We start from the raw sequence: 24,991 nt of genomic DNA on the forward strand, positions 1-24,991 counted from the left end.
TCAGCGCAGGTGGCGCTCGAAGAAGGCCATCGTGGTGTCCATCGAGCGCGGCCACTGGGAGGAGAAGGTGTGGCCCTCGCCCGAGTAGGTGCGGAGCTGGACGTCCTTGCCCGCCTTCTCGAACGCGGCCACGGTCTGCCGGGTCCAGGCGATGGGACAGGTGTCGTCGGCGGTGCCGTGGTGGATGAGCAGCGGCTCGGTGACCCGGTCCAGGTAGGTGATCGGCGAGGCCTCTTTCCAGAAGGTGGGATTCTCCTCGGGGGTGCCGTGCTCGGCCTCGATCTCGGCGACGATCGGGTCCCCGTCGGGGCGCTGGAAGTGGTCGATGTTCTCCTCCGGGCGCGAGCTGACCGGTGCGAAGGCGACGGCGGCGTCGAACAGGCCCGGGGCGACCACCAGGGTGTTGTAGACGACGCCGCCGCCCATCGACCGGCCCAGCAGTCCGATGCGGTCGCCGTCGATCTCCGGCCGCCCGGACGAGCGCAGGGCCATCGCGGCCGCGATGACGTCCTCGGTGTAGCCGAGCCGGAGGTTGACGTCGTTGTCGGGGTCCTTGTCCGATCGCGCGTGGTTGCGGTAGTCGGTGTGCAGGACGACATAGCCGTTGCGGGCGAGGAGGTCCTGTTCGCGGGCGAGACCCCGGCCGGTGGTGTAGACGGCGGGGTCGATGTAGCCGTGGGCCAGGACCAGCGCGGGGAACGGTCCCTCGCCGGTCGGGATGTTCATGAGGCCCGAGATCGTCAGCCCGTTCGCCTCGTACGTCACCTGGTAGCTGGTGTAGGCGTCGGTACGGGCGAGGACGGTGCCGAGCCGCAGGCCGGAGCCCTTGTGCTCGCGCTGGATCAGGCCGGGGATGGACACCGGGTTCACGGGGGTGCGGGTGGGGGAGGGCGAGACGGAGGGGGACCGGGTGGGCGCAGGCGGGCTGGTGCGCGCCGCTTCGTCGTCGCCGTCACCGCCTCCGCTGCAGCCGGTCGCGGCCACCAGCACCAGCGCGGCGGCGACACAGGCCGTACTCCATGACCGCATACGGCCATTGTCGCCCGAGCGGCGACGACGGGCACCCGTTTCCCGAGCCTTCAGCCTCCCCGTGCCGCCCCGGTACTGTCCCGGCCGATCAACCGCGGCACCGGCACCCGCACGGTCCGGGCCGGGCCGCCGTCCAGCAGAGCCGTCAGCTCCGTGGCCGCCGTACGCCCGAACTCCACGCTGTCCCGGGACAGCGCCGACAGCCAGGGCTTGACCATGCGGCACAGGGCCGAGTCCTCCCAGGCCACCACCGAGACGTCGGCCGGCACCGAGAAGCCCAGCTCGGCCGCGGCGGCGACCCCGGCGACCGCCATCACGTCGTTGTCTTGAAGTGCTCTCCTGCGTGAACTGAACGCGGGAGATTCCTGCCTACCTTGCAGTGGCGGGCTTGACGCGCTGGGCGCGCCTGGCGACTGCCCTCCCGGCAGCCGGGATGAGCGCGTGGCCCATCCGGTACAGGTGCAGCGGAAGCGGACGCGGCCGATCTTGGGGATGTTGACCATGCCCCAGCGTCGGTGGACGCGCGTGATCTGCAGGTCCCGGCCCTGAGGGATGTCCACCGACATCGTCGACCGGAACCGGGCCTTGAACGTCGGCTCCTCAGCTCGGCCGTCCCAGCAGTTTTTCCACGCCTGCACGTATGTCTTGAGCACGGCCTGCGCCGCCTGCGCCGGCAGGAGGGCATACCAGTCGATGTCCTTGCGGGCCTGCCGCAACGCGTGGTCCATCCGGGCCGGTGAACGCTGGCACTTCGGGGTCATGGTCCACAGGACGTGCAGCTGGTTCCACATCGCCCGGGCCGCGTGCGCCTGAGCATTCATGAGCTCAGCCTGCACAGGTGTCAGCGCCAGTCGGGCCCGATGCCCGAACTGCTGCTTCCGCCCCGCAAGTTGCTTGGTCACGTGGAGACAATATCATTTGGTTTATGTCACCACGCTGGAATCCAAATCCCGAAGTACGCATGGGGCGTCACGTCGTGTGCAACCTGCATGCCCACTTGGTTTTTATCACTAAGTACCGGCGTGGTGCGCTCACTGACGCCATGCTGATCCGCACGGAGGAGGTCATGCGAGAGGTCTGCGCCGACTTCGAGGCGCACCTCAAGCAGTTCGACGGCGGAGAGGACCACGTGCGTCTCCTCGTGCACTACCCGCCGAAAGTCCAGCTCTCCAAACTGGTCAACTCACTGAAGGGCGTCAGCTCCCGCAGGCTCCGACAGGAATACGACAGCCACGTTCGCCGCCACCTGTGGGGCGGGCACTTCTGGTCCGGCTCCTACTTTGCAGGCTCCTGCGGCGGAGCCCCGCTGACCGTGGTCGAAGAGTACGTCGAAAAGCAGCAGCGCCTCGTGAGTTGAGGCCAACAGTGGGGCATCGGACCCCGCAGGTTAGAGCAGTCGGTCACACGCGTCCCACGTATGGTCCTGCCCTGATGGGCGGGGCCCTCACGGGCGGCGGCCGTTCGAGCTGGTGACGTTCCGGCTGCGCCGGGGATGACAGCAGCCGTCGGGGCCGATGCGGACACGAACCCGGCTATCGGCCCCGAGCGGCCGGCGCCGACAGAGGGGAGGGGCTTCCGAACCGCACCGCGACGCCCGGCGAGTAGAGGACGCTGACCGGCGGCCCGGTCGGCTGCGGCAGGCCCGCGGCCGTCAACAAACCGTCGTCCAGGTCGAGCAGTTCGGCCCGGAACAGCGGCCACGGGTCGTGTTCGTTCGGCAGGTGCATCGTGCGGCCGTGCCACGAGACGTGCAGGCCCCACCGTGCGGTCAGAAACCGCTCCAGCGGCGTGGGTTCCGCGATCGGCTGGCCTATCCGTACCGCCGTGCGGCTCACGGGGCCGTCACGCCGGGAGCCCCGTCGCCGGCAGCTGTAGGTGATCACATCGCGCTCGCGGCGCAGGCGCATCGCCGACCACGTGTAGGGCAGCCGGACCCCGAGCCGGCCGATCAGGACCGGGAGCAGGCGGGCCGCGTCCAGGGAGCGGAAGACGACAGCGCGCCGGCCCTGGTCGTCGACCGAGTACAGCCGCACGTTCGTCTCGCAGAACGTGCCGAGGTACGGCAGGCCCGGCCCCGGACCCAGGCCCACGCCGCGCATCCGGAACGGGACCAGTCCGACGTAGGTGACTCCGTCCAGGGTGTCCGGGCGGGTGCCGGCCGGGAGCAGCCCCGCGACCCGGTCCGGCTCCACCGGCCAGTGCAGGAAGGTCAGTTCGTGCCAGCCCTGCACCAGCGTGGGCCGCCGCACGGGCCGTGGCGTGGACAGGGTGACCGGCTCGATCTCCCTACCGAAGCGTGAGGTGATCAGCGGACCTCGTCCACCACCTGGGAGCGCAGCCACTGCTCCACCTCCCCCACGTGCGCGGCCGCCGCCGCCCGCGCCGCCTCCGGATCGCGGGCGACCAGCGCGCGGTGGATCGCGGCATGCTCGCGGCGGGTGCGGGCGAAGGCGCCCTCCTCCTGGTAGCCGCGCCAGACGCGGGCGCGGAAGGTGCGGGAGGACAGGCCGTCCAGGATGGCGGCCATGGTCTCGTTGCCGGCGGCCGTGGCGATCTCGCGGTGGAAGGCCAGGTCGTGGGCGAGGATCACCTCCGGGTCCTCGGTGGCGTTCATCGCCGTCAGGTGTTTCTCGACCTCGGCGAGCTGGTCCGAGGTGATCCGGGCCGCGGCCAGTGCGGTCGCCGTCGACTCCAGGATGCGGCGCACCTCGAGCAGCTCCACCAGTTGCGGGCCGCGCGAGAGGTCGGCGACCACGCCGAAGGTCTCCAGGAGGTCACCGGCCTCCAACTGTGTGACGTAGATGCCCGAACCGTGCCGGGCCTCCAGCACGCCCAGCACCGTGAGCGCGCGGATCGCCTCACGCATCGAACTGCGGGAGATGCCCAACTGGACCGCCAGATCGCGCTCGGTGGGCAGCCGCTGGCCCGGCTCCAGCCGTCCCTCGCCGATCATCGCCTTGATCCGGTCGATGGCGCGCTGCGTCACGGTGCCCTTCTGGGGGGCTGTCTCGTCCACGCCATTCCTCCGCTCACCAGGTGCGCCCGAAGTCTAACCACCCGAGTGGTCGGACCACTATGGCTAAAACTCGGGGAAATGTGCCGCCGGAGGGTGTTCTTCCGGCGGAGTGGTCTGATAAGTATGCGGACATCTGCTCGACACGCTCGATGAGGAGCCGCCAGATGCCCGACAGGACAGTGGAGAAGCGGAACAGGTTTCGGATGTTCGGTGCGGTGGCCGCGGCCACCGGCGCCACGCTCGTGCTCGCCGCATGCGGCAGCACCAAGGACAACACCGCCGATTCGGCCGGCGGCGGGGCAGGTGACGGGACCGGCAAGGTCGGCGTGATCCTGCCTCTGCTGACCTCGCCGTTCTGGCAGTCGTACAACGACTACGTGCCCAAGACGGCGAAGTCCGAAGGCGTGGACGCGATGAAGACGGTCAACTCCAACAGCGATCCCTCGCAGCAGATCACCGACATCAACAACGTGCTCAACCAGGGCATCAAGGGCCTCGTCGTCGCGCCCCTGGACAGCGCCGCCATCGAGGCCGGCCTCGACCAGGCCGAGCGCAAGGGCGTGCCGGTCGTCGCGGTCGACGTGGCGCCCGACAAGGGCAAGGTCGCCATGGTCGTACGCGCCAACAACGTCGCGTACGGAGAGAAGGCCTGTCAGTACCTAGGCAAGGAGATCTCCTCCGGCAAGGTCGTGCAGATCATGGGCGACCTCGCCTCGGTCAACGGCCGTGAGCGCTCCGAGGCCTTCCGTTCCTGCGTGAAGAAGAACTTCCCGAAGCTGAAGGTGCTGGAGATCCCCGCCAAGTGGGAGTCCGACACCGCCGCTTCGAAGCTGGACACGCTCCTCAACGCCAACCCCGACATCAAGGGCATCTACATGCAGGCCGGCGGCGTCTACCTCGCGCCGACCCTGCAGACCCTCAAGTCGAAGGGAATGCTGAAGAAGGCCGGCCAGGCAGGCCACATCACCATCGTCTCCAACGACGGCATCCCGCAGGAGTTCGACGCCATCCGCAAGGGCGAGATCGACGCCACTGTCTCCCAGCCCGCGGACCTGTACGCCAAGTACGGCATGTACTACATCAAGGCGGCGATGCAGGGGAAGACGTTCGAGCCCGGCCCGACCGACCACGACTCGACGATCGTCAAGCTGCCCAGCGGCATCCTCGAGGACCAACTGCCCGCGCCGCTGGTCACCAAGGAGAACGTCGACGACCCGAAGCTGTGGGGCAACACGGTCTGATGAGCACGCCACTTGTTGAAGCGCGGGGCATCGTCAAGCGCTACGGCCCCACCACCGCCCTCGCCGACGGCAGGCTCACCGTCCTGCCCGGCGAGTCCCACGCCCTGGTCGGGCGCAACGGCGCGGGCAAGTCCACCCTGGTCACCCTGCTCACCGGGCTCCAGGCACCCGACGAGGGCACGGTCCGCTTCGACGGCGAAGCGGCGCCCCCGCTCGCCGACCGGGACGCCTGGCGCCGCAAGGTCGCCTGCGTCTACCAACGGCCCACGGTCGTCCCCGAGCTGACGGTCGCCGAGAACCTGTTCATCAACCGCCAGCCGCTCAAGCGGAGGTTCATCAGCTGGCGCCGCCTCAAGGCCGAGGCCACCGAGCTTCTCGACGCCTGGGACGTGCACGTCGACCCCGAGGCACGCACCGCCGACCTCAAGGTCGAGGACCGCCAGATGGTGGAGATCGCGAGGGCGTTGAGCTTCGGCGCCCGCTTCATCGTCCTCGACGAGCCGACCGCCCAGCTCGACAACCGCGAGATAGAGCGGCTCTTCAGCCGGATGCGCGCCCTCCAGGACTCCGGCGTCACCTTCCTGTTCATCTCGCACCACCTCCAGGAGGTGTACGAGGTGTGCCAGACCGTGACCGTGCTGCGCGACGCCCGCTGGATCACCACGGCTCCGGTCGCCGACCTGCCGAGGGCGGCGCTGGTGGAGGCCATGGCGGGGGAGTCCCTCGAGACGATCGCCGAACAGGCCGTACAGGAAAGGATCGTCGACGACACCGCCCCCCTTCTCCTCGACGCCCGCGGTCTCAGCTCGGAGTCGTTCGAGAACATCGATCTGACCGTCCGTCGCGGCGAGGTCGTCGGCCTCGCCGGATCCAGCGCCAGCGGAAAGATCGAGCTCGCCGAATCGCTCACCGGACTGCACACCCCCACGAGCGGCACGGCCCACCTCGACGGGAAGCGACTCCCGTTCGGCGACGTCCAGGCCGCTCTGAACGCCGGCGTCGGCTGTGTGCCCCGTGACCGACACGCCCAGGGCCTGGTCATCGGCATGACCGTCGGCGACAACGCCACCATGAGCGTCCTCGACCGGCTCGGCCGCTTCGGCTTCGTCGGCACCGAGCGCAAGCGCGCCGTCGCCACCGAGCTGATCGAACGCCTCGACGTGCACACCGAGGGGCCCGACCAGCCCGTCTCCGACCTGTCCGGCGGCAACGCGCAAAAGGTCGTCATGGCCCGCGCCCTCGCCTCCGACCCACGCCTGCTGGTCCTCATCAACCCGACCGCGGGCGTCGACGTGAAGTCCAAGGAGTCCCTGCTCGCCCGCGTCGACAGCGCCCGCGAGGACGGCACCGCCGTCCTCGTCGTCTCCGACGAACTCGACGACCTCAGGCGCTGCGACCGCGTCCTCGTCCTCTTCCACGGCCGTGTGGTCGCCGAGCACGAGGCCGGCTGGCGCGACCACGAGCTGATCGCCTCCATCGAAGGAGTGGACCATGGCTGACACGAAAGCGGCCCCGCCGCTCGCCCCGCTCCACACCCCCGCCGCCCGGTCGGCCAGGACCGTCCTGCTGCGCCGGGCCCGCGAACTCGCCCTCGTCCCCGCCCTGTTGCTGCTGATGGTGCTCGGCGCGGTGGTCAACGACTCGTTCCTCACCGAACGCAACCTGATCTCGATCCTCGGCGCCTCGGCCGCCCTCGCGATGGTCGTGCTGGCCGAGTCGCTGGTGCTGATCACCGGCAAGTTCGACCTGTCCCTGGAATCGGTCGTCGGCATCGCGCCCGCCGTGGGCGCGCTCCTCGTCCTGCCGGTCGCCCAGTCCGGCTGGGGCACCGAGTTCCCGGCCGTGCTCGCCATGCTGGCGATCCTCGTGGTCGGCGGGGCGATCGGCGCCTTCAACGGCGTCCTGGTCGTCAAGTTCAAGCTGAACGCGTTCATCGTGACGCTCGCGATGCTGATCGTCCTGCGCGGTCTGCTCGTCGGCGCCACCCAGGGCAAGACCCTCTTCGGCATGCCCGACAGCTTCTACTCGCTGGCGACCACCACCTTCCTCACCATCCCCATGTCGGTGTGGGTCGCCGCGATCTCCTTCGGCGCCGCCGGGTTCGTCCTCAAGTACCACCGCATCGGGCGGGCCCTGTACGCCATCGGCGGCAACGCGGACGCGGCCCGCGCGGCCGGTATCCGCGTCGAGCGCGTGATGCTCGGCGTGTTCGTCGTCGCGGGCGTCCTCGCCTCCGTCGGCGGCATCATGCAGACCGGCTACGTGGGCGCGATCAGCGCCAACCAGGGTCAGAACATGATCTTCACCGTGTTCGCGGCCGCGGTGATCGGCGGCATCAGCCTCGACGGCGGCAAGGGCACCATGTTCGGCGCCCTGACCGGAGTACTCCTGCTCGGTGTCGTGCAGAACCTGCTCACCCTCGCCCAGGTGCCGTCCTTCTGGATCCAGGCCATCTACGGCGGAATCATCCTCGTCGCCCTCATGATCGCCCGAGTGACGACAGGACGCGCCCAGGACTGACCACCGCCGGCCCCCGCCACCGACCGAAAGGCCCTCTGTGTCCCCGACGCCCGGCCCCCCTTGCCGCATCTCCGCGCTCGACACCTACGACATCCGTTTCCCCACCTCGCGCGAGCTCGACGGCTCCGACGCGATGAACCCGGACCCCGACTACTCGGCTGCCTACGTCGTGCTGCGCACGGACTCCCAAGAGGGCGCGGCCGGACCCGAGGGGCACGGCTTCACCTTCACCATCGGGCGGGGCAACGAGGTCCAGGTCGCCGCGATCCACGCGCTGCGCCACCATGTGGTCGGACGGTCCGTCGACGAGGTGTGCGCCGACCCGGGCTCGCTCTTCCGGGACCTGATCGGGGACAGCCAGCTGCGCTGGCTCGGGCCCGAGAAGGGCGTGATGCACATGGCGATCGGCGCGGTGACCAACGCCGTGTGGGACCTGGCGGCCAAGCGCGCCGGCAAGCCGCTGTGGCGGCTGCTCGCCGAGGCCGACCCCGAGTGGCTGGTCGGCCAGGTCGACTTCCGCTACCTCACCGACGCGCTCACCCCCGAGGAGGCGCTGAAGCTCCTGCGCAAGGGCCGGGAAGGAGCGGCCGAGCGCACCACCGACCTCCTCGACCGGGGCTTCCCCGCCTACACCACCTCCCCGGGCTGGCTCGGCTACGACGACGAGAAACTCACCCGGCTCGCCGCCGAGGCGGTCGCCGACGGCTTCCGGCAGATCAAGCTCAAGGTCGGCGCCGACCTCGACGACGACATCCGGCGCTGCCGGGTCGCCCGCCAGGTCGTCGGCCCGGACATCCGCATGGCGATCGACGCCAACCAGCGCTGGGACGTCGACGAGGCGATCCGCTGGACCAAGGCACTCGCCGAGTTCGACCCGTACTGGATCGAGGAGCCCACCAGCCCCGACGACGTCCTCGGCCACGCCGCGATCCGCAAGGCGGTGGCCCCGGTGAAGGTCGCCACCGGCGAGCACGTGCAGAACCGGGTCGTCTTCAAGCAGCTCCTCCAGGCCGGCGCCGTCGACGTCGTCCAGATCGACGCGGCCCGCGTCGCCGGCGTCAACGAGAACCTCGCCGTGCTGCTCCTCGCGGCCAAGTTCGGCGTGCCGGTCTGCCCGCACGCGGGCGGCGTCGGCCTGTGCGAACTCGTCCAGCACCTGTCGATGTTCGACTACGTGGCCCTCTCCGGCACCACCGAGGACCGCGTCATCGAGTACGTCGACCATCTGCACGACCACTTCCTCGCCCCGGTGGTGATCCGCGAGGGTCACTACACGGCACCCACCACGCCGGGCTTCTCGGCGGCCATGCGACCGGAGTCCATCGCGCGGTACACCTTCCCTGACGGCGCCTTCTGGGCCGCCGACATCGAGACGCGGAACCACGAGAACAAGAAGGGACAGGCGGCATGAGCGACTTCGAGGGCCTCAAGGCCCTGGTCACCGGCGGCGCCTCCGGCCTCGGCCGGGCCACCGCGGAACTCCTGGCCGCGCGCGGCGCCCAGGTCGCCGTACTCGATCTGGACCCGTCGTCGGTCGAGAAGCCGTTGCTCGCCTACCGGGCCGACGTCACCGACGACGCCTCCGTACGCACGGCCGTCGCGGCCGCCGTCGCCGAGCTCGGCGGACTCGACGTCCTGGTCAACAACGCGGGCATCGGCGCCCAGGGCTCCGTCGAGGACAACGACGACGAGGAGTGGCACCGCGTCCTGGACGTCAATGTCGTCGGCATGGTGCGCGTCGCCCGCGCCGCCCTGCCCCACCTGCGGGAATCCGCGTACGCGGCGATCGTCAACACCTGCTCCATCGCGGCCACCGCGGGCCTGCCGCAGCGGGCCCTGTACAGCGCGACCAAGGGCGCCGTGTACTCCCTCACCCTCGCCATGGCCGCCGACCACGTCCGCGAGGGCATCCGCGTCAACTGCGTCAACCCCGGCACCGCGGACACCCCGTGGATCGGCCGCCTGCTGGCCAAGGCACCCGACCCGGCCGCCGAACGCGCCGCACTGGAGGCCCGCCAGCCCACCGGCCGCCTGGTCTCGGCCGACGAGGTCGCGGGCGCCATCGCCTACCTCGCCAGCCCCCTGTCCGGCGCCACCACGGGCACCTCACTCGCCGTCGACGGCGGCATGCAGGGCCTGCGACTGCGACCGGTGGGCCAGTGAGCACGCTCGGCCGCAGCGGCGTCCGGGTCAGCGAGCTCGCCTTCGGCGCCGCCGCGATCGGCAACCTCTTCACCGAGGTCGGCGAGGAGCAGGCGCACGAGGCCGTGACCGCCGCCTGGCAGCGCGGGATCCGCTACTTCGACACCGCCCCCCACTACGGCATCGGCCTGTCCGAACGCCGCCTCGGCGCGGCCCTGCGCGAGCATCCGCGGGCCCAGTACACGATCTCCACCAAGGTAGGGCGCCGCCTGGAACCCTCGCAGGCCGGCGGCGACGACCTGGCGAACGGCTTCGCCGTCCCCGCCACCCACCGCCGCGTGTGGGACTTCACCGCCGACGGCGTACGACGCACCCTGGAGGCAAGCCTCGAACGCCTCGGCCTCGACCGCGTCGACGCCGTCTACCTCCACGACCCCGACGACCACGCCGAACAGGCCTTCCGGGAGGGCTATCCGGCCCTGGAGAAGCTCCGCTCGGAGGGCGTGGTCGGCGCGATCGGCGCGGGCATGAACCAGTCCGAGATGCTCACCCGCTTCGTCCGCGACACGGACGTCGACGTGGTGCTGTGCGCGGGCCGCTACACCCTGCTCGACCAGGGCGCGCTCACCGAACTGCTCCCGGCGGCGGTGGAACGCGGCACGTCGGTGGTGGTGGGCGGCGCCTTCAACTCCGGTCTCCTGGCGGACCCGAAGCCGGGGGCGACGTACAACTACGCCCAGGCACCGGCCGAGATGCTGGACCGGGCCCTGCGGCTCAAGTCCGTCGCCGACCGCCACGGCACCACCCTGCGGGCCGCCGCCCTGGCTTTCTGCGCGGCCCATCCGGCGGTCGCGAGCGTTCTCGTCGGCGTCCGTTCGGCGGCCGAGGTCCACGACTGCGCCGACCAGTTCGCGGCCACCGTCCCCGCCGCCTTCTGGCAGGAGGCCAGGGACACCGGCCTCCTGCCCGCCGACGCCCCCGTCCCCGCCGAGGAGTCGTCATGAGAGTCGCCCTGCACACCAAGGTCCGCGCCGACCGGATCGACGCGTACGAAGCCGCCCACCGCGAGGTCCCGGCCGAGCTCACCGACGCGATCCGCGCCGCCGGCGCCACCTCCTGGACGATCTGGCGCAGCGGCACCGACCTCTTCCACGTCCTGGAGTGCGAGGACTACGCCCGCCTCCTCGCGGAGCTGGAGAAGCTGCCGGTCAACCTCGCCTGGCAGGCCCGCATGGCCGAGCTGCTGGAGGTGGTGCACGACTACTCCGGCGAGGGCGCGGACGCCGGCCTGCCCGTGGTGTGGGAGCTGCCGTGACCGTGGACGCGCACCACCACGTGTGGGACCTGTCCGTCCGGGACCAGGACTGGATCGATCGGGGCAGCCCGCTCCGGCGCGACTTCACGGTCGAGGATCTCGCGCCCGAGGCCCGCGCGGCAGGAGTCGACCGCACCGTCCTCGTCCAGACCGTCACCGTGCCCGAGGAGACGCCGGAGTTCCTCGCCCTCGCGGCCCGCCACGACCTGATCGCGGGTGTCGTCGGCTGGACCGACCTCACCCGCCCCGACGTCGCCGACGAACTGGCCCGGCTGCGGGAACTCCCCGGCGGGCGGTACCTCAAGGGCATCCGCCACCAGGTCCAGGGCGAGCCGGACCCCCAGTGGCTGCTGCGGGCGGACGTACGACGCGGCCTGACCGCCGTGGCCGAAGCGGGCCTGGTCTACGACCTGGTCGTCCTGCCCCACCAACTGCCGGCCTGCGCCAAGGCGGCGGCCGCCCTGCCCGAACTCACCTTCGTCCTCGACCACTTGGGCAAGCCGCCCGTCGCCTCCGGCGCGCTGGAACCCTGGGCGTCCGACGTCCGCTCTCTCGCCGCGTCCCCCAACTCGGTCTGCAAGCTGTCCGGCATGGTCACCGAGGCGGCCCCCGGCTCCTGGACCGCCGAGGACCTGCGGCCGTACGCCGACACGGTGCTGGACGCCTTCGGCCCCGGCCGGCTGATGTTCGGCTCGGACTGGCCGGTGTGCACCACGGAGGCGAGGTACGGCGAAGTGCTGGACCTGGCACGGCAGTTGATCGGCGCGGCGGACCACACCCAGGTCTTCGAGTCCACCGCCACCCGCGTCTATGACCTCTGAGCCACCCCGGCCAACCGCGTGGGCGGCAGATACTCCCGCACGTACGTCCGCTCCCAGCACGCGCCCGTCTCCCGCAGCTCCTGCCACGTCGTGTACCGGTAGCGGAAGAGGCGGGCGCGGACGTAGCGGGGCGGGGCGTCGGGCGGGAACGGGGAGCGGCGCAGCAGCTTCAGCGTGTCGCGGTCGTTCTCCAGGAGCCGTTCCACCAGGGTGCCGAACCACGAGCCGGCGTACGCGGGCGACAGCGCGGCGAACCACATCATCCAGTCGAGCCGCAGATGGTACGGGGCGAACTGGCGCGGCCAGCGCCGGGGATCGCCCGGCTTGCCCTTGAACTCGTACTCCCGCCAGTCGGAGTCCTCGCGCGGTACGTCGTCGGACGTGCCCTCGACGACCACCTCGTGGCGGACCCGGCTGACGCTGCCGAAGGCGCCGTAGGTGTTGACCAGGTGCAGCGGGTCGAAGGAGCGGTTCATGACCTGGCGCCGGGAGAGCATGTTGCGGACCGGCTGGTAGCTGAGCCCCACGAGCAGCGCGGCGACCGCGAGGACCACGACCTCGTACCAGAGCGGCGCGTCGGGCACCGACGGCGGATCGCTCGGGAGCTCCACCGCCGACAGTGCCAGCACGATGGTGATCCAGTTCAGCCAGGAGAAGTTGCCCGAGAGCACCAGCCACAGCTGGGTGAGGATCATCAGCGAGGCCGCCGCCGTGGCGACCGGCTGCGGGGTGAAGAGCAGGAAGGGCACCACGAGTTGGGTGACGTGGTTGGCGGCCACCTCCACGCGGTGCAGGGGCCTGGGCAGGTGGTGGAAGAACCAGCTCAGGGGGCCGGGCATCGGCTGCGTCTCGTGATGGTGGTCCAGGCACGTCAGCTTCCGCCAGCACTCGTCGCCACGCATCTTGATCAGACCCGCCCCGAACTCGACGCGGAACAGGATCCAGCGCAGCAGGAACAGCACGAGGATCGGCGGGGCCACCTCGTCGTTGCCGAGGAACACGGCGAGGAAGCCGACCTCCAGCAGCAGGGACTCCCAGCCGAAGCCGTACCAGGTCTGGCCGACGTTCACGATCGACAGGTACAGCACCCACGGCACCAGCCACAGCACCATCCCGGCCCACAGGGGGAGATACGAGTCGAGCCCCGCGACCAGTGCCGCGGACACCGCACAGCCCGTCCACGCACAGGCCGCGAAGAACCGGTCCGAGTAGTGGAGCTGGAAGAGGCTCGGGGCGTGCTTGAAGGGCATCCGCGCCACGAACCGGGGCACGGGCAGCATGCCGCGCTCGCCGATCAGCGCACGGAACTGCAGGGCCGCCGTCAGGAACGCCACGAGGTACAGGACGGCCAGAGCCCGCTGGAAGACCAGCCGGCTCAGCCAGTACTCGGATGCGGTGAACCAGTCCACGGCCGTGCGCTCCTCCTCTCCCATTCTCGCGCCGGAACGTTCTCGCGCCGGAACCTCAGGTGACTCTCCGTGTACCACGGTCTCCGCTTGCGTAACCCAAGTGAGTGAAGCAGACAATAGTGACGAACTGCCGCGCCCCGACAGCGGCGCTGCACGGGATGGACGGGATCGACGGGATCGACGGGAGAGTGTGGTGCGTGTACCCACCGGAACCCTCGTCACGGCCTGCGCGCTCTCGGCGGCGCTCCTCGTCGCCGGCTGCGGCGGCGACGGGGACGAGAACACGAAGGCGAGCGGGGAACTCTTCCTCCAGCCGGTCGCGGCCCAGGGGCCCGATCCCTTCACGGACTCCACGGCGACCTCGACAGCCACGCCGTCCCCGGTCACCCGAACGCCGCTACCGGACGACGGGTCGGGACCGACCGCCGTACGGTCCGTGTCCGGCGAGACGCCCGGGCTCTACGGCGGCGCCGCACGGATCGGCAGCTGCGACGTCGACCGGCAGATCGACCACCTGACCCGCGACCCGGCCAAGGCCCGCGCCTTCGCCCGGGTCGAGGGCATCTCCCAGGCGTCGATCCCCGCCTACCTGCGTGGACTGGCGCCGGTCGCGCTGCGCGCCGACACGCGGGTCACCAACCACGGCTTCAGCGGCGGACGGGCGACGAGCTACCAGTCCGTCCTCCAGGCCGGCACCGCCGTCCTCGTCGACGACCGGGGTGTGCCACGGGTCCGGTGCGCCTGCGGCAACCCACTGAAGCCGCCGGTCGCGACGCAGGGCAGCCCGGGCACCAGCGGGCACCCCTGGGCCGGATACCGGCCCGCCCAGGTGATCATGGTGGCCCCGACCACCCAGGTCATGACCAACATCACGATCATCGACGTCGTCACCAACACCTGGATCGAGCGGAGCATCGGCCACGACGTCCGCCACGACCGCGTGGTGCCCGCCCCGGACCCGGTGACGCCGACCCCGATCCCCGACAACAGTGCGTCCGTCTCCCCGACGGACGAGCGTACGGAGAGCTCCTCCCCGGAGGCGACCGACTGCGTGACGCCGACCGCGACCGTCACACCGGACGCCACCGACGACGTACCGACGGATGGGCCGACCGACGTACCGACGGATGTACTGACCGATGTGCCGGCGGACGAACCCATGGACCCGGCGGACGAACTCATGGGCCCGTCTGACGAATCCACGGACCCGTCCACGGAGACGTCGACGAGCGAGCCCACGGACTGCCCCACGGCCGCCCCCGTCACGGCCACGCCCCCGACGAGCGACCCGGAGAGCCCGCTCGTCCCGTCGGACGACACGAGCGTGCCCGACCTCGGGACGGCGATCCCGGACGGGCCGACCGCCGAGGACCCCACCGGGGAGGCCCCCGGCACCCTCCACGACTCCCCGGACGAGGTCGGCCCCGAGGCCGTGCCGGACACCCCCGACCTGCCCGACGGCGGCGGCCTGATCCCCGACGACCCGGCCGGCACGGACAGCGTCTTCGGCAGCCCCACGGACGTCTTCGGCAGCTGACCGCAGGCGCCCGACGGCCCGCGTCCCCGTCCGCCTCCCCGGTCGAAGTATCGGACAAATCCTGGCAAGGTGGCCCCATGGTTGATCGGGGAGCGAGCGCCCTGTCACTCCCGGACGACTGGCCCGCCCACCCGGATCCGATCCTGGCGCTCAACCGTATGGGCAGTTTCGACTGGGACCTGGACAACGGTGTGTTCCACATGGACGCCCAGGCCCACGAGGTCTTCGACCTGCGCCCCGACGAGTACGACGGGAACCCGACGTCCCTCGGCATCCGGGTCCCGCGGGCCGAGGCCCACCGGCTGGACACCCTGGTCGCCCAGGCCATGAAGGACGGCAGCGAGAACTACGGCGCCTACTTCCGTCTCCGCCGCCGCGACGGCACCCTGCGCTGGACCCACACCCAGGGCTGCATCCGGCGCGACGAGTCGGGCCGCCCGCGTCGGATCATCGGCATCGTCCGGGACGCCACCCGGGAGCTGAGGGAGAGCGAGGTCCGCCGGGAGCAGGCCGCCCTGGACGCAGCCCTGCGCGAGCAGACCAACGTCGTGCAGCTCACCACGGCCGCGCTCGCCCACGCCCGCACCGTCCAGGACGTCATCGACGTCCTCAAGGACACCCATGGCCTCACCCACCTCGGTGCCACCAGCCTGGTCTTCGGCCTGGTCGAGGCCGGCCGCATCCGGCTGGTCGCCGAGGGCCCCGCGGGCAGTTTCGTCCCCGGTACCGACATCACCCGGATCGACGAGCCCTACCCGATGAGCGAGGCCGTCCGGACCCTCACGCCCCGCTTCATCGAGTCGCCGGAGGAGTTCGCGGACCGGTACCCGGTCCTCTGGCCGCACATCACCGACCTGAACATCACCTCGGCGGCCTATCTCCCGCTCATCGCCGAGGCCCGCCCGATCGGCGCCATGGGTCTGCTCTACAGCGACCGGCACGGCTTCTCGCCCGAGGACCGCAACGTCCTGATCGCCCTCGGCAGCAGCATCGCCCAGAGCCTCATGCGGGCCATGCTCCACGAGCAGGACATGGACCTCGCCACCGGCCTCCAGCAGGCCATGCTGCCGCGCACCATCCCCAGCGTCCCCGGCGCCGACGTCGCCGTCCGCTACCGCGCCGGCGACGCCACGGGTTCCCTCGGCCGGGACGTCGGCGGCGACTGGTACGACGTCATCCCGCTGCCAGGCGGCCGGGTCGGCGCCGTCATCGGTGACGTCCAGGGCCACGACACGCACGCCGCCGCCGTCATGGGCCAGCTGCGCATCGTGCTGCGGGCGTACGCCGCCGAGGGCCACACCCCGGCCGCGGTGATGGCCCGCGCCTCCGTCTTCCTGCACGAACTCGACACCGACCGCTTCGCGACCTGCCTGTACGCGGAGGCAGACCTGTCCACCGGCGTGGTCCAGGTGGTCCGGGCCGGCCACATCGACCCCCTCGTCCGCAGGCCCGACGGCAGCTGCCGCCGGATCTCCGTGGAGGGCGGACTGCCGCTCGGCCTGTCCGCCGAGTTCGGGCGCCTCGAATACCCCGTCGCCACTCTCGAACTGGATCCCGACCACACCCTGCTGCTGTGCACCGACGGCCTGGTCGAACAGCCCGGCGCCGACCTCGACGACGGCATGCGGCTCCTCACCACCCTCATCGCCACCGGCCCGGACGACGTCCGCGACCTCGCGGACCGCCTGATCGACGTGGCCGAGGAACGCGGCGGTGACGACGACGTCGCCCTGCTCCTGCTGCGCCGCCGCGGCCTGGGCGTCCCCCGGTCCGGGGGCCGGCTCCAGCAGCACGTGGCACCCGGCGACGCCGAGGCCCTCGCCGAGGCCCGGCACATGATCCGCACCGCGGTCGGCGCCTGGGGCGCCCGCGGCCTCTCCGACGAGATCGAACTCGTCGCCGACGAGCTGATCACCAACGCCCTGATGCACACCGAGGGCTCCGCGATCGTCACCCTGCGGGTCCTCACCGGCCGCGACCGCCGGCTGCGCGTCGAGGTCGAGGACTCCTCCAGCGCCCTGCCACGCCGCCGCGAGGCGGGCGAGTCGGGCGTGTCCGGCCGGGGCCTGCTCCTCGTCGACCTGCTCACCGACGTGTGGGGCGTGGAGGCGCGGGGCGGCGGCAAGGTCGTGTGGTGCGAGTTCGTGGTGCCGGAGCGGACCTGAGCACTTCGGCGACCGGTGGCACTCTGGACGTATGCCGGAACTCCCCGAGGTGGAAGCGCTCAAGGACTTCCTCACCGACAACCTGGTCGGCCACGAGATCGTCCGGGTGCTGCCCGTCGCGATCAGTGTCCTGAAGACGTACGACCCTCCGCTCACCGCCGTCGAGGGCCGCGAGGTCACCGCCGTGCACCGGCACGGCAAGTTCCTCGACCTCAAGACGGACGGCGGCCCGCACTTCGTGACCCACCTGGCCCGGGCCGGCTGGCTGCACTGGAAGGACAAGCTCCCCGACGGCCCGCCCCGCCCCGGCAAGGGCCCCCTCGCCCTGCGGGTTGCCCTGGAGACCGGCGCGGGCTTCGACCTGACGGAGGCGGGCACCCAAAAACGCCTCGCGGTGTACGTCGTCCACGACCCCCAGCAGGTCCCGGGCGTGGCCCGGCTGGGCCCGGACCCGCTGGCCGACGACTTCGACGAGGCCCGCCTCGCCGCCCTGCTCGAGGGCGAACGCCGGCAGATCAAGGGCGCCCTGCGCGACCAGAGCCTCATCGCGGGCGTGGGCAACGCCTACAGCGACGAGATCCTGCACGCCGCGAAGATGTCCCCCTTCAAGCCGACGTCGTCCCTCAGCCCGGAGGAGACGAGCAGACTCTACGGAGCCCTCCGCACCACCCTCACCGAGGCGATCGAGCGCTCCCGAGGCGTGGCGGCCGGCCGCCTCAAGGCCGAGAAGAAGTCCGGCCTGCGCGTCCACGGCCGCACCGGCGAACCCTGCCCGGTCTGCGCCGACACCATCCGCGAGGTCTCCTTCAGCGACTCCTCGCTCCAGTACTGCCCCACCTGCCAGACAGGCGGCAAGCCACTCGCGGACCGCAGACTGTCACGGCTGCTCAAGTGACCGAGCCCGGCCCGCGCCCGGGGGAGAGGCCCTAGTCCTGGCGGGGCTCGAGCGTCACCAGCTGCTCCCCGGTCGCCGTGCGGACCACGAAGCGGGCGATCTGGTCGGGGTGCATCGTCGAGCCGCCGCGCATGGTGTTGGGGCGGGCGTCGTGGCCGGGGGCGCCCCAGGTGGCGATGGTCTGTTCGGAGCCGTCGTGGCCGATGGCGACGAGGTGACAGGTGCGGGGACCGGCGCCGTCCTTGACCTTGACCTCGATGTCGCTGCCCCAGGCCTCGTCCTCGGTGGTGACCTCGGCCCAGACGCCGGTCCGTTCGTCGCTCGCGGTGACCCGCACGGCCCCGTCGGCGCCGTTCGTCATCAGCACGGCTCCGGGGCCCGCCACAGCGAGCACCACCGACGCGGCCACGACATACCACAGCCGCCTGCGCCGCGCCCGGTGCCGTACCGCGACCTCGCCGAGGAGCCGCTCCAGCATCCGGGGACCGGGCTGCGCCGTGGGGTGCACCACGCGCGGTGTCGCCCGCCGGTACAACATCAACTGCCGGGTCGGGGGCCCGAATTCGGTCACGGATGCCGCACAGCGGGGGCACTCCATGAGGTGGTCCTCGAAGCGGAACGCGTCCGCCTCGTCCAGCACGCCGAGCGCGTACGCGCCGACGTCGCGATGCCTCTCCAGGGACCTCATGACGAATCCTCGTGCCGTTGGGTGCGGGTGGGGTCACTCCTTGCTCCCACCGGTACGCACCAACCCGCCGAATCACTCAAGGCACTCACAGAATCGCAACCAAGGGATTCGGAGCGGCCACACCCGCGGATTGGTCCGAGTCGAGACGAATCTAAAAAAGGTGGATGGCGAGGTGTCCCAGAGGCAACCCGAGCTGCCAGGCAGGCGTCCACACCTTGGGCCCCTCGTCCTCACCGATCACCGGACCGCCTCCCGGCACCGCGTTCAGATCGGGCGCGAGCAGCTCCGTCTCCTCCAGCCAGCGCCAGGCCGCCCGGGCCAGGTCCAGGTCGGGTGAGGGCCCGTCGGCGGCCGCCGCGTCGGCGGTGAGCTGGACCATCCGCTCGTCCACCCAGACCTGCCACGGCTGGTCGTACGCCGTCAGCGACAGCCAGTTCTCCAGCTGGGAGACGACCTGGATGCCGGACAGTTCCCCGTCGGTGTCGGACAGGAAGACGGTCAGTGCCAGAGCGTCCCGCCCGGCGCGGAACTCGAACGACGTCGGGGGCATCAGATCCCCGGATCGCAGCAGTTCGTCGGCGATGTACTCGGCGTACAACCACGCCATGGGGACGGTGAGTTCGCCGCCGCCGGCGCCGTCCGTGCTCTCTTGACCTCTGTGCAGCATTCCTTCCTGCCTTCCTCCGGTGCGTGCGCATCGCCCGTTGCGGGGCCCCAGTGCGGAACACGGATGAGGACAGCCGATTACTCAACCGGGGTCAGGGGCAAGGCGCTTTACGGAGGTTTGACTCGGCCATGGGTTTCACCGCAGGTCGGCCGCATATCCGGGAAGCACCCGGCGCAGGGCGCGCAGCGCGTAGTACGCGCGGGACTTCACCGTACCGGGCGGGATACCGAGGATTTCCGCGGCCTCCGCCACACTCGCCCCCTGGAAATACACCAGCACCAGGACTTCACGGTGCTCCGGAGTGAGTGTCTTCACAGCCTCGCGCACATCGAGGGTGGCGGCGGCCCGCTCGGCGTGGTCGGCGCACACCCGGGCGTTCTCCAGGATCGCGTCGCCGACCTCCGCGGGCCGCGCCTGCCGGGCCCGCCGCGCGTCTATCGCGAGCCGCCTGCCCACGGTCAGCAGCCACGGGCGTACGGACTCGAAGTCGTCGGCGCGCAGGGCCTCGGGATGCTGCCAGGCGCGGACGAGGGTCTCCTGCACCAGGTCCTCGGCGCGCTGCCGGTCACCGTCACAGAGCCGGAGCAAGAGCGCGAAAAGGGGCCGGCCGTGCTCGCGCTGCAGTGCGGCGAGCTCGTGCTCGGCGGTCGTCCCGTTCGTGAGAGTGGTTCCGGCCGTCATGGCCGTATGGCACATCAGGGGGCCGGTCCTGGACAGGGCGGGCGCAGATGTCTGCGGCGGACGGTCGATCGCGTCGACGAACGGTTCGACGAACGGTCCGCATCCGGCCGTGCGCGCGCTCCGGACGGGCTAAAGAGGGCGGGCAGGTTGTTTGCGGGCGCCTTCAGCACCGTACCTATTTATGCGTAAATATGATCACAGTGGGGTGAGCTGATGATTGCACGCAGACGGCAGGTGGCCCTGGCCCTCACGGCACTCCTCGCCGCGGGCGCCGCCTGTCAGGCCCAGGACCAGGTCGCACCCGCCCGGCCGGGACATCCCGCGCCGACCGACGCCGACGGCTTCACGCTCGTCGCCTCCGGCGACGTCCTCCCGCACAGCTCCATCATCGACCGCGCCCGCTTCGACGCGGGCGGCACCGGCTACGACTTCCGCCCGATACTGGCCGGCGTCGAGCCGGTCGTCTCCCGCGCCGATCTGGCCCTGTGCCACATGGAGACGGTCTACGGCGCGAACGGCGACTACACCGGCTATCCCGCCTTCAAGTCCCCGCCCGAAGTGGCCACGGGCCTCGCCGCCACCGGCTACGACGGCTGCTCCACCGCCTCCAACCACAGCCTCGACGACGGCGCCGACGGCATCCGCCGCACCCTGGACGCCCTCGACCGCGCGGGCGTACGGCACGCCGGCTCGGCACGCAGCGAGGCCGAGGCGCGCACGGCCACGGTGCTGCGCGCGGGCCCCGCGAAGGTCGCCCACCTCGCCTACACCTACGACACGAACGGCTTCCCGCTCCCGCCCGGTCAGCCCTGGGCCGTCAATCTGATCGACGAGAACAAGATCGTCGCGGATGCCCGGGCGGCCCGGGCGGCGGGCGCCGACGTGGTCGTCGTGTCCCTGCACTGGGGCACCGAGTGGCAGGACGCGCCCGACGAGCGCCAACTCGCGCTGGCCCGCACACTCACCGCCTCCCGCACCGGCGCCCGCCCCGACATCGACCTGATCCTCGGCACCCACGCGCACGTCCCGCAGGCGTACCAGAAGGTCAACGGCACCTGGGTGATCTACGGCATGGGCGACCAGGTCGCCGGCGAGATGTTCAACCACCAGGGCGGTCGGGACCCGCGCGGCAACCAGTCCACCCTCGGCCGCTTCACCTTCGTCCCGCCCGCCCGGCCGGGGGAGCGCTGGCAGGTGACGAAGGCGGAGTTCGTGCCGCAGCACTTCGACGTCGATGCCGGCCGGGTGGTCAACCTCAACCGGGCACTCGCCCAGGGCGCCGACGTGCGGGGCGTGCGCGACCGGATCCGGGACGTGGTCCTCAGCCGGGGTGCGGCGCAGGACGGGCTGACGATGGGGCGGTAGCCCGGGTCACTCTACGTCCACGTGGTCGAAGGTGCGCACCATCTCGGTCAGCACCCGCACACACGCCCGCACCTCGGCGTCGGTCAGATCGCCGCCCACCTGCCGGTTGAGGGTGTGTTCCCGGGCCAGCACGGCAGTGATGGTGGCCTGCCCGTCCTCGGTGAGCCGGATCAGCGAGGACCGCTGGTGGGCGGGGTTGGGTGTGACCTCCACCCAGCCGCGGGTCGCCGCGTCGTTGACCATGCGCTGCACGAACTGCCGGCTCAGCGCCTGTGCGCGGCCCATCTGAGGAACCGTCATGGGGCCGTTCTGCCGCAGCAGGTTCAGCACCGCGCGTACGCCCGCGGACGCGCCCTCGACCGGTTCGGCCTGCTCGACCTTGCGCGCGGCGCGCCGGTAGAGCGGGCCGACCAGGTCGAAGACCTCGGTGAGGCGCCGGCCGAGTTCGTCGGGGGTGAGGGGCTCTTGGCTGTCGTTCACCGGGCCATCATGACACCGTGGTTGTCAAATTCCCTCGAAGATGACACCTTGGTTGTCATGAATGCTGCTTCGAGCCTTCGCTTCTTCCCGTCTGCCGACGGCGATCTCGCCTACCTCGACACCGGCTCCGGGGACCTGGTGGTCCTGCTCCATGCCGGGTTCGCCGACCACCGGTTCTGGAACGACCAGATCCCGGCCCTCGCCGCCGAACACCGCGTGATCGCCCCGGACATACGCGGCCACGGCTCCTCCGCCAACGCGACCGCGCCGTTCCGCTGGGCCGACGACCTCGCCGGTCTGCTGCGCCACCTCGACGCGGGGCCCGCGGTCCTCGTCGGACTGTCGATGGGCGGGCTGATCGCCACCGACACGGTGCTGGAACACCCCGAGCTCGTCCGTGCGGTGGTCACCTGCGGCGCCGCGACCGGCGATTTCCAGTACACGGATCCCTGGCACCGGGAGATCCAGGCCGAGTACGCGCGCACGCTGGGCGCCGGCGACATCGAGGGCTGGCTCAGGGCGTACGTGCGCGGTATCCACGGTCAGCACCGGACCGCCGACGACATCGACCAGGACATCCTGCGCCGCTTGCGGGAGATGGCCCTCAGTACGATCTCGAAGCACGAGCCGGGCGAGAAGGACTGGCACGTCCGCGTGACCGACTCCTGGACCCGCCTGCCGAAGATCGACGTCCCGGTCCTCGCCCTCAACGGCAGCCTCGAACCCGCCGACATGACCGACGCGGCCGAGCGCCTCGCCGGCGCTGTCCGTGACGGCCGCTCCCGGATCATCGACGGCGTCGGCCACTACCCGAACCTGGAGCAGCCGGAGGTATTCAACGAGATCCTTCTCGGCTTCCTCCGCGGCCTCTAGCGGCGCACGCGTCGCGTCCGTCTCTTCGGCGGGGAACGCCCCGCACATACGTGGCGGACTCACGTAACTGAACGGCTGTTCAGGAGGACGGGCCCGCAGTAGCTTGGCGCTGAACCGAAAGCGCACCCCATCGCACGGCTCTCGGAGCACGCTCATGAGCAGCGACCAACGAATCCCGACGCCGTTGAGGACATTCCGCTTGCCGCCCGCTGTCGACGGCAGCGAGGCGGACCGCACCCTCGGCAGGGCCCTCGTCTCGGCCTGGCAGTCGGACGGCATCTTCCAGATCAGCGCCACCGCGACCCAACAGGCCGCCACCGCACGGGCGTTGGCGGCCTCCCGGGCCTTCTGCGGCAGACCCCTCAAGGAGAAGGCCGCCCACGTCTCGGACCTGACCTACAGCGGCTATGTGGCATCCGGCGAGGAGGAGACGGCGGGGGAGCGGGACGGCTCGGAGATCTTCACCGTCTGCCCCGACATCCCCGCCGACGACCCGCGCGTCATCGAGCGGTGGCCCTGTCACGGCCCCGCCCCCTGGCCCTCACCCGCCTACGCCCGGGCCATGAAGGACTACCTGGCCGCCGTCGGGGAGATCGGCCACCGCCTGCTGCGGCTGACGGCCCTGGGCCTGGGCCGGCGGGACACCGACCGCTTCACCCGCCTCACCGAGGACGGCTGGCACCACATGCGCGTACTGCGCTTCCCGCCCGCCGCGGCCACCTCCGAGCGCGGCATCGGTGCCCACACCGACTACGGCCTGCTGGTCATCGCCGCCCAGGACGACGTCGGCGGCCTCTACGTCCGCCCGCCCGTACCCGGCGAGGAGCGCGGCCGGAACTGGCTGCCCGGCGAGTCCATGGCGGGCCGGTACGAACACGCCGAGCCCTGGACCTACGTCGCCCCGGTCCCGGCCGTCTTCACGGTCTTCCCCGGCGACATCATGCAGTTCATGACCGGCGGCGCCCTGCTGTCCACCCCGCACAAGGTCCGCCTGGCCGAGCGCGAGCGCTACACCCTCGCCTACTTCCACGAGCCGGCCTTCAACGCGGTGGCCCGCCCTCTCACCGACGCCGGCACCGACGAGTTCATCCACTACGGCACCCACTTCACGAACATGTTCATGCGGTGCTACCCGAACCGAGTAACGACGGCTCGTATCGAGGCCGAGGGGCGGCTGAAGATCCTGGACCGGCTCCGTGAAGACGCGCCGGCCTGAGCCCCCGCGTCCGCCTACGGCACCACCGTCACCGGCCACCGCCCCGCCTTCACCAGCCGCACCGCGACCGAGCCGATGATCCGGTGGCCGGCCTGCTCGGAGGCGCCCACCACCACCGCGTCCGCCTTGAGGTCGTCCGCCGCCTTCACCAGACCGTTGTAGGGGTCGCCGCGGAAGGTGTGGAACTCCCAGCGCACGTCGAATATCCCGCGGGTCTGCTCGGTCGCGTGCCGGATCTGCGCCACCAGGTCCTCGGCGATCGCGTCGGTCGTGTCGGCGACCGGCGCCCCGAGCGCCGCGCCTCCCGCGAGCATCGGCTGCACGTACACGACCGCCAGCAACGCGTGCTGGCGCCGGGCCAGGCCGCCGGCATATGCCGCGGCGCGGAGCGATGAGTCGGAGCCGTCCACGCCGACCACGATGACCTTGGGGCCGTCCGTTCCCCGCTCGAACCCCTGCGAGTGCTGCTGTTCCGTCACGGCTGTGAGGCTATCGGAAACCGCAGGTCCCACCCCCGCCGGGACGTCTCGACGGTCGAGCGGGCCGGACTGTTCCCGCAGTCGGGCCACGCCTGTCACCGTGCCGGCCGCCCCGCGACCGCCGAAGCCTTCGTCCCCGTACCGTCGTTGCGCAAAGTCCGAGGAAAGGGGCACCCGAAGGGCGGGCATCGGCCGGCCGCCGGCGAAGGCCTGCCGTCGCCCTCGGCGCTCGGCCCCGACGGAGGGGACGGGGCCGGGCCCGGAGAACCGGATGCGGACCTGCCCGAGCAGGTCCGCATCCGTTCGGATCCGGGCCTTCTGACGACCCATGAGACGTTGTCCTTCTCACGGGTACGCCGCCGCTGCCGAGGTGTCACGACTCCGCCGAGTGGGTGAGGCCGCGCCCCGCGCTGGTGGGCCGGGCGGGTGGAATCGTGCCGCCGCCCCGGTGT

Annotated in this window: 25 protein-coding genes; 15 read left to right on the top strand and 10 right to left on the bottom strand. The window is 71.2% G+C overall.

Annotated elements, in window-relative coordinates; all coding sequences use genetic code 11:
- Together QFZ76_RS42915 and QFZ76_RS42920 are read right to left on the bottom strand one after the other, a co-directional pair.
- Positions 1 to 1,029, bottom strand: coding sequence for a S9 family peptidase (locus tag QFZ76_RS42915; RefSeq protein ID WP_307678748.1), 1,029 nt, complete (start codon positions 1,027 to 1,029; stop codon positions 1 to 3).
- 50 nt (positions 1,030 to 1,079) lie between these two features.
- Complete coding sequence (locus QFZ76_RS42920; RefSeq protein ID WP_307678749.1) at positions 1,080 to 1,931, bottom strand: substrate-binding domain-containing protein; 852 nt, start codon at positions 1,929 to 1,931, stop codon at positions 1,080 to 1,082.
- Positions 1,932 to 1,954: 23 nt separating this feature from the next.
- Here QFZ76_RS42920 and tnpA point away from each other — a divergent pair, with 23 nt between their 5' ends.
- The gene (gene tnpA, locus QFZ76_RS42925) at positions 1,955 to 2,386 is read left to right on the top strand and encodes an IS200/IS605 family transposase (protein ID WP_307678750.1); all 432 of its coding nucleotides are present in this window, start codon (positions 1,955 to 1,957) and stop codon (positions 2,384 to 2,386) included.
- Positions 2,387 to 2,561: 175 nt separating this feature from the next.
- Here the strand turns inward: tnpA and QFZ76_RS42930 are convergent, their stop codons facing one another.
- Both QFZ76_RS42930 and QFZ76_RS42935 read right to left on the bottom strand, forming a co-directional pair.
- The gene (locus QFZ76_RS42930; protein ID WP_373464567.1) at positions 2,562 to 3,335 is read right to left on the bottom strand and encodes a YqjF family protein; all 774 of its coding nucleotides are present in this window, start codon (positions 3,333 to 3,335) and stop codon (positions 2,562 to 2,564) included.
- Positions 3,335 to 4,045, bottom strand: a complete 711-nt coding sequence (locus QFZ76_RS42935) for a FadR/GntR family transcriptional regulator (protein WP_307678751.1) — start codon at positions 4,043 to 4,045, stop codon at positions 3,335 to 3,337. Before QFZ76_RS42935 ends, QFZ76_RS42930 begins: the two co-directional genes overlap by 1 nt.
- A gap of 164 nt (positions 4,046 to 4,209) precedes the next feature.
- On the opposite strand from QFZ76_RS42935, the gene QFZ76_RS42940 reads away from it, so the two are divergent.
- The 8 genes from QFZ76_RS42940 to QFZ76_RS42975 are packed head-to-tail and all read left to right on the top strand — an operon-like array spanning position 4,210 to position 12,084.
- Entirely contained in the window at positions 4,210 to 5,286 is a 1,077-nt protein-coding gene (locus QFZ76_RS42940) for a sugar ABC transporter substrate-binding protein (protein ID WP_307678752.1), read from the top strand.
- The gene (locus QFZ76_RS42945) at positions 5,286 to 6,785 is read left to right on the top strand and encodes a sugar ABC transporter ATP-binding protein (protein ID WP_307678753.1); all 1,500 of its coding nucleotides are present in this window, start codon (positions 5,286 to 5,288) and stop codon (positions 6,783 to 6,785) included. Before QFZ76_RS42940 ends, QFZ76_RS42945 begins: the two co-directional genes overlap by 1 nt.
- Positions 6,778 to 7,806: an ABC transporter permease gene (locus QFZ76_RS42950; RefSeq protein WP_307678754.1), complete on the top strand. Its 1,029-nt coding sequence runs from the start codon at positions 6,778 to 6,780 to the stop codon at positions 7,804 to 7,806. The genes QFZ76_RS42945 and QFZ76_RS42950 overlap by 8 nt, the downstream gene beginning before the upstream one ends.
- A gap of 37 nt (positions 7,807 to 7,843) precedes the next feature.
- Positions 7,844 to 9,217, top strand: a complete 1,374-nt coding sequence (locus tag QFZ76_RS42955) for an L-fuconate dehydratase (protein ID WP_307678755.1) — start codon at positions 7,844 to 7,846, stop codon at positions 9,215 to 9,217.
- Entirely contained in the window at positions 9,214 to 9,969 is a 756-nt protein-coding gene (locus QFZ76_RS42960) for an SDR family NAD(P)-dependent oxidoreductase (RefSeq protein ID WP_307678756.1), read from the top strand. Before QFZ76_RS42955 ends, QFZ76_RS42960 begins: the two co-directional genes overlap by 4 nt.
- Entirely contained in the window at positions 9,966 to 10,952 is a 987-nt protein-coding gene (locus QFZ76_RS42965; protein WP_307678757.1) for an aldo/keto reductase, read from the top strand. Before QFZ76_RS42960 ends, QFZ76_RS42965 begins: the two co-directional genes overlap by 4 nt.
- Positions 10,949 to 11,263 carry an L-rhamnose mutarotase gene (locus QFZ76_RS42970; RefSeq protein WP_307678758.1) on the top strand — a complete coding sequence of 105 codons (315 nt, stop codon included), beginning with the start codon at positions 10,949 to 10,951 and terminating at the stop codon, positions 11,261 to 11,263. Before QFZ76_RS42965 ends, QFZ76_RS42970 begins: the two co-directional genes overlap by 4 nt.
- Complete coding sequence (locus QFZ76_RS42975; RefSeq protein WP_307678759.1) at positions 11,260 to 12,084, top strand: amidohydrolase; 825 nt, start codon at positions 11,260 to 11,262, stop codon at positions 12,082 to 12,084. The genes QFZ76_RS42970 and QFZ76_RS42975 overlap by 4 nt, the downstream gene beginning before the upstream one ends.
- On the opposite strand, the gene QFZ76_RS42980 is transcribed toward QFZ76_RS42975, so the two are convergent.
- Positions 12,072 to 13,493, bottom strand: coding sequence for a lipase maturation factor family protein (locus QFZ76_RS42980; RefSeq protein WP_307678760.1), 1,422 nt, complete (start codon positions 13,491 to 13,493; stop codon positions 12,072 to 12,074). The two genes, QFZ76_RS42975 and QFZ76_RS42980, sit on opposite strands and share 13 nt — an antisense overlap.
- 193 nt (positions 13,494 to 13,686) lie before the next feature.
- Here QFZ76_RS42980 and QFZ76_RS42985 point away from each other — a divergent pair, with 193 nt between their 5' ends.
- The 3 genes from QFZ76_RS42985 to QFZ76_RS42995 all read left to right on the top strand — a co-directional run bounded on the left by QFZ76_RS42985 (position 13,687) and on the right by QFZ76_RS42995 (position 18,090).
- Positions 13,687 to 15,030 carry a DUF6777 domain-containing protein gene (locus QFZ76_RS42985; RefSeq protein ID WP_307678761.1) on the top strand — a complete coding sequence of 448 codons (1,344 nt, stop codon included), beginning with the start codon at positions 13,687 to 13,689 and terminating at the stop codon, positions 15,028 to 15,030.
- 77 nt (positions 15,031 to 15,107) lie between these two features.
- A complete protein-coding gene (locus QFZ76_RS42990) occupies positions 15,108 to 17,195 on the top strand; it encodes a SpoIIE family protein phosphatase (RefSeq protein WP_307678762.1) in 2,088 nt (695 codons plus the stop codon).
- A gap of 31 nt (positions 17,196 to 17,226) precedes the next feature.
- Positions 17,227 to 18,090 carry an Fpg/Nei family DNA glycosylase gene (locus tag QFZ76_RS42995; RefSeq protein ID WP_307678763.1) on the top strand — a complete coding sequence of 288 codons (864 nt, stop codon included), beginning with the start codon at positions 17,227 to 17,229 and terminating at the stop codon, positions 18,088 to 18,090.
- A gap of 31 nt (positions 18,091 to 18,121) precedes the next feature.
- On the opposite strand, the gene QFZ76_RS43000 is transcribed toward QFZ76_RS42995, so the two are convergent.
- The 3 genes from QFZ76_RS43000 to QFZ76_RS43010 form a co-directional block, all read right to left on the bottom strand.
- Positions 18,122 to 18,778, bottom strand: coding sequence for a zf-HC2 domain-containing protein (locus QFZ76_RS43000; protein WP_307678764.1), 657 nt, complete (start codon positions 18,776 to 18,778; stop codon positions 18,122 to 18,124).
- A 151-nt stretch (positions 18,779 to 18,929) separates the two neighbouring features.
- On the bottom strand, positions 18,930 to 19,445 hold the full coding sequence (locus tag QFZ76_RS43005) for a hypothetical protein (protein WP_307678765.1): 516 nt from the start codon (positions 19,443 to 19,445) through the stop codon (positions 18,930 to 18,932).
- A 135-nt stretch (positions 19,446 to 19,580) separates the two neighbouring features.
- A complete protein-coding gene (locus tag QFZ76_RS43010; RefSeq protein WP_030674233.1) occupies positions 19,581 to 20,126 on the bottom strand; it encodes a sigma-70 family RNA polymerase sigma factor in 546 nt (181 codons plus the stop codon).
- A gap of 213 nt (positions 20,127 to 20,339) precedes the next feature.
- On the opposite strand from QFZ76_RS43010, the gene QFZ76_RS43015 reads away from it, so the two are divergent.
- Positions 20,340 to 21,491 (top strand): CapA family protein, encoded by a 1,152-nt coding sequence (locus tag QFZ76_RS43015; RefSeq protein WP_307678766.1) that lies wholly within the window; start codon positions 20,340 to 20,342, stop codon positions 21,489 to 21,491.
- Between the two features lie 6 nt (positions 21,492 to 21,497).
- Here the strand turns inward: QFZ76_RS43015 and QFZ76_RS43020 are convergent, their stop codons facing one another.
- Positions 21,498 to 21,971, bottom strand: coding sequence for a MarR family winged helix-turn-helix transcriptional regulator (locus QFZ76_RS43020; protein WP_307678767.1), 474 nt, complete (start codon positions 21,969 to 21,971; stop codon positions 21,498 to 21,500).
- Positions 21,972 to 22,028: 57 nt separating this feature from the next.
- On the opposite strand from QFZ76_RS43020, the gene QFZ76_RS43025 reads away from it, so the two are divergent.
- Positions 22,029 to 22,844, top strand: coding sequence for an alpha/beta fold hydrolase (locus QFZ76_RS43025; protein WP_307678768.1), 816 nt, complete (start codon positions 22,029 to 22,031; stop codon positions 22,842 to 22,844).
- Positions 22,845 to 23,043: 199 nt separating this feature from the next.
- Complete coding sequence (locus tag QFZ76_RS43030) at positions 23,044 to 24,060, top strand: 2-oxoglutarate and iron-dependent oxygenase domain-containing protein (RefSeq protein WP_307678769.1); 1,017 nt, start codon at positions 23,044 to 23,046, stop codon at positions 24,058 to 24,060.
- 14 nt (positions 24,061 to 24,074) lie between these two features.
- On the opposite strand, the gene QFZ76_RS43035 is transcribed toward QFZ76_RS43030, so the two are convergent.
- Positions 24,075 to 24,539, bottom strand: coding sequence for a universal stress protein (locus QFZ76_RS43035; protein WP_307678770.1), 465 nt, complete (start codon positions 24,537 to 24,539; stop codon positions 24,075 to 24,077).
- Between the last annotated feature and the right edge of the window lie 452 nt (positions 24,540 to 24,991).

Source organism: Streptomyces sp. V4I2 (genome assembly GCF_030817655.1).
Taxonomy (GTDB): Bacteria; Actinomycetota; Actinomycetes; order Streptomycetales; family Streptomycetaceae; genus Streptomyces; species Streptomyces plumbiresistens.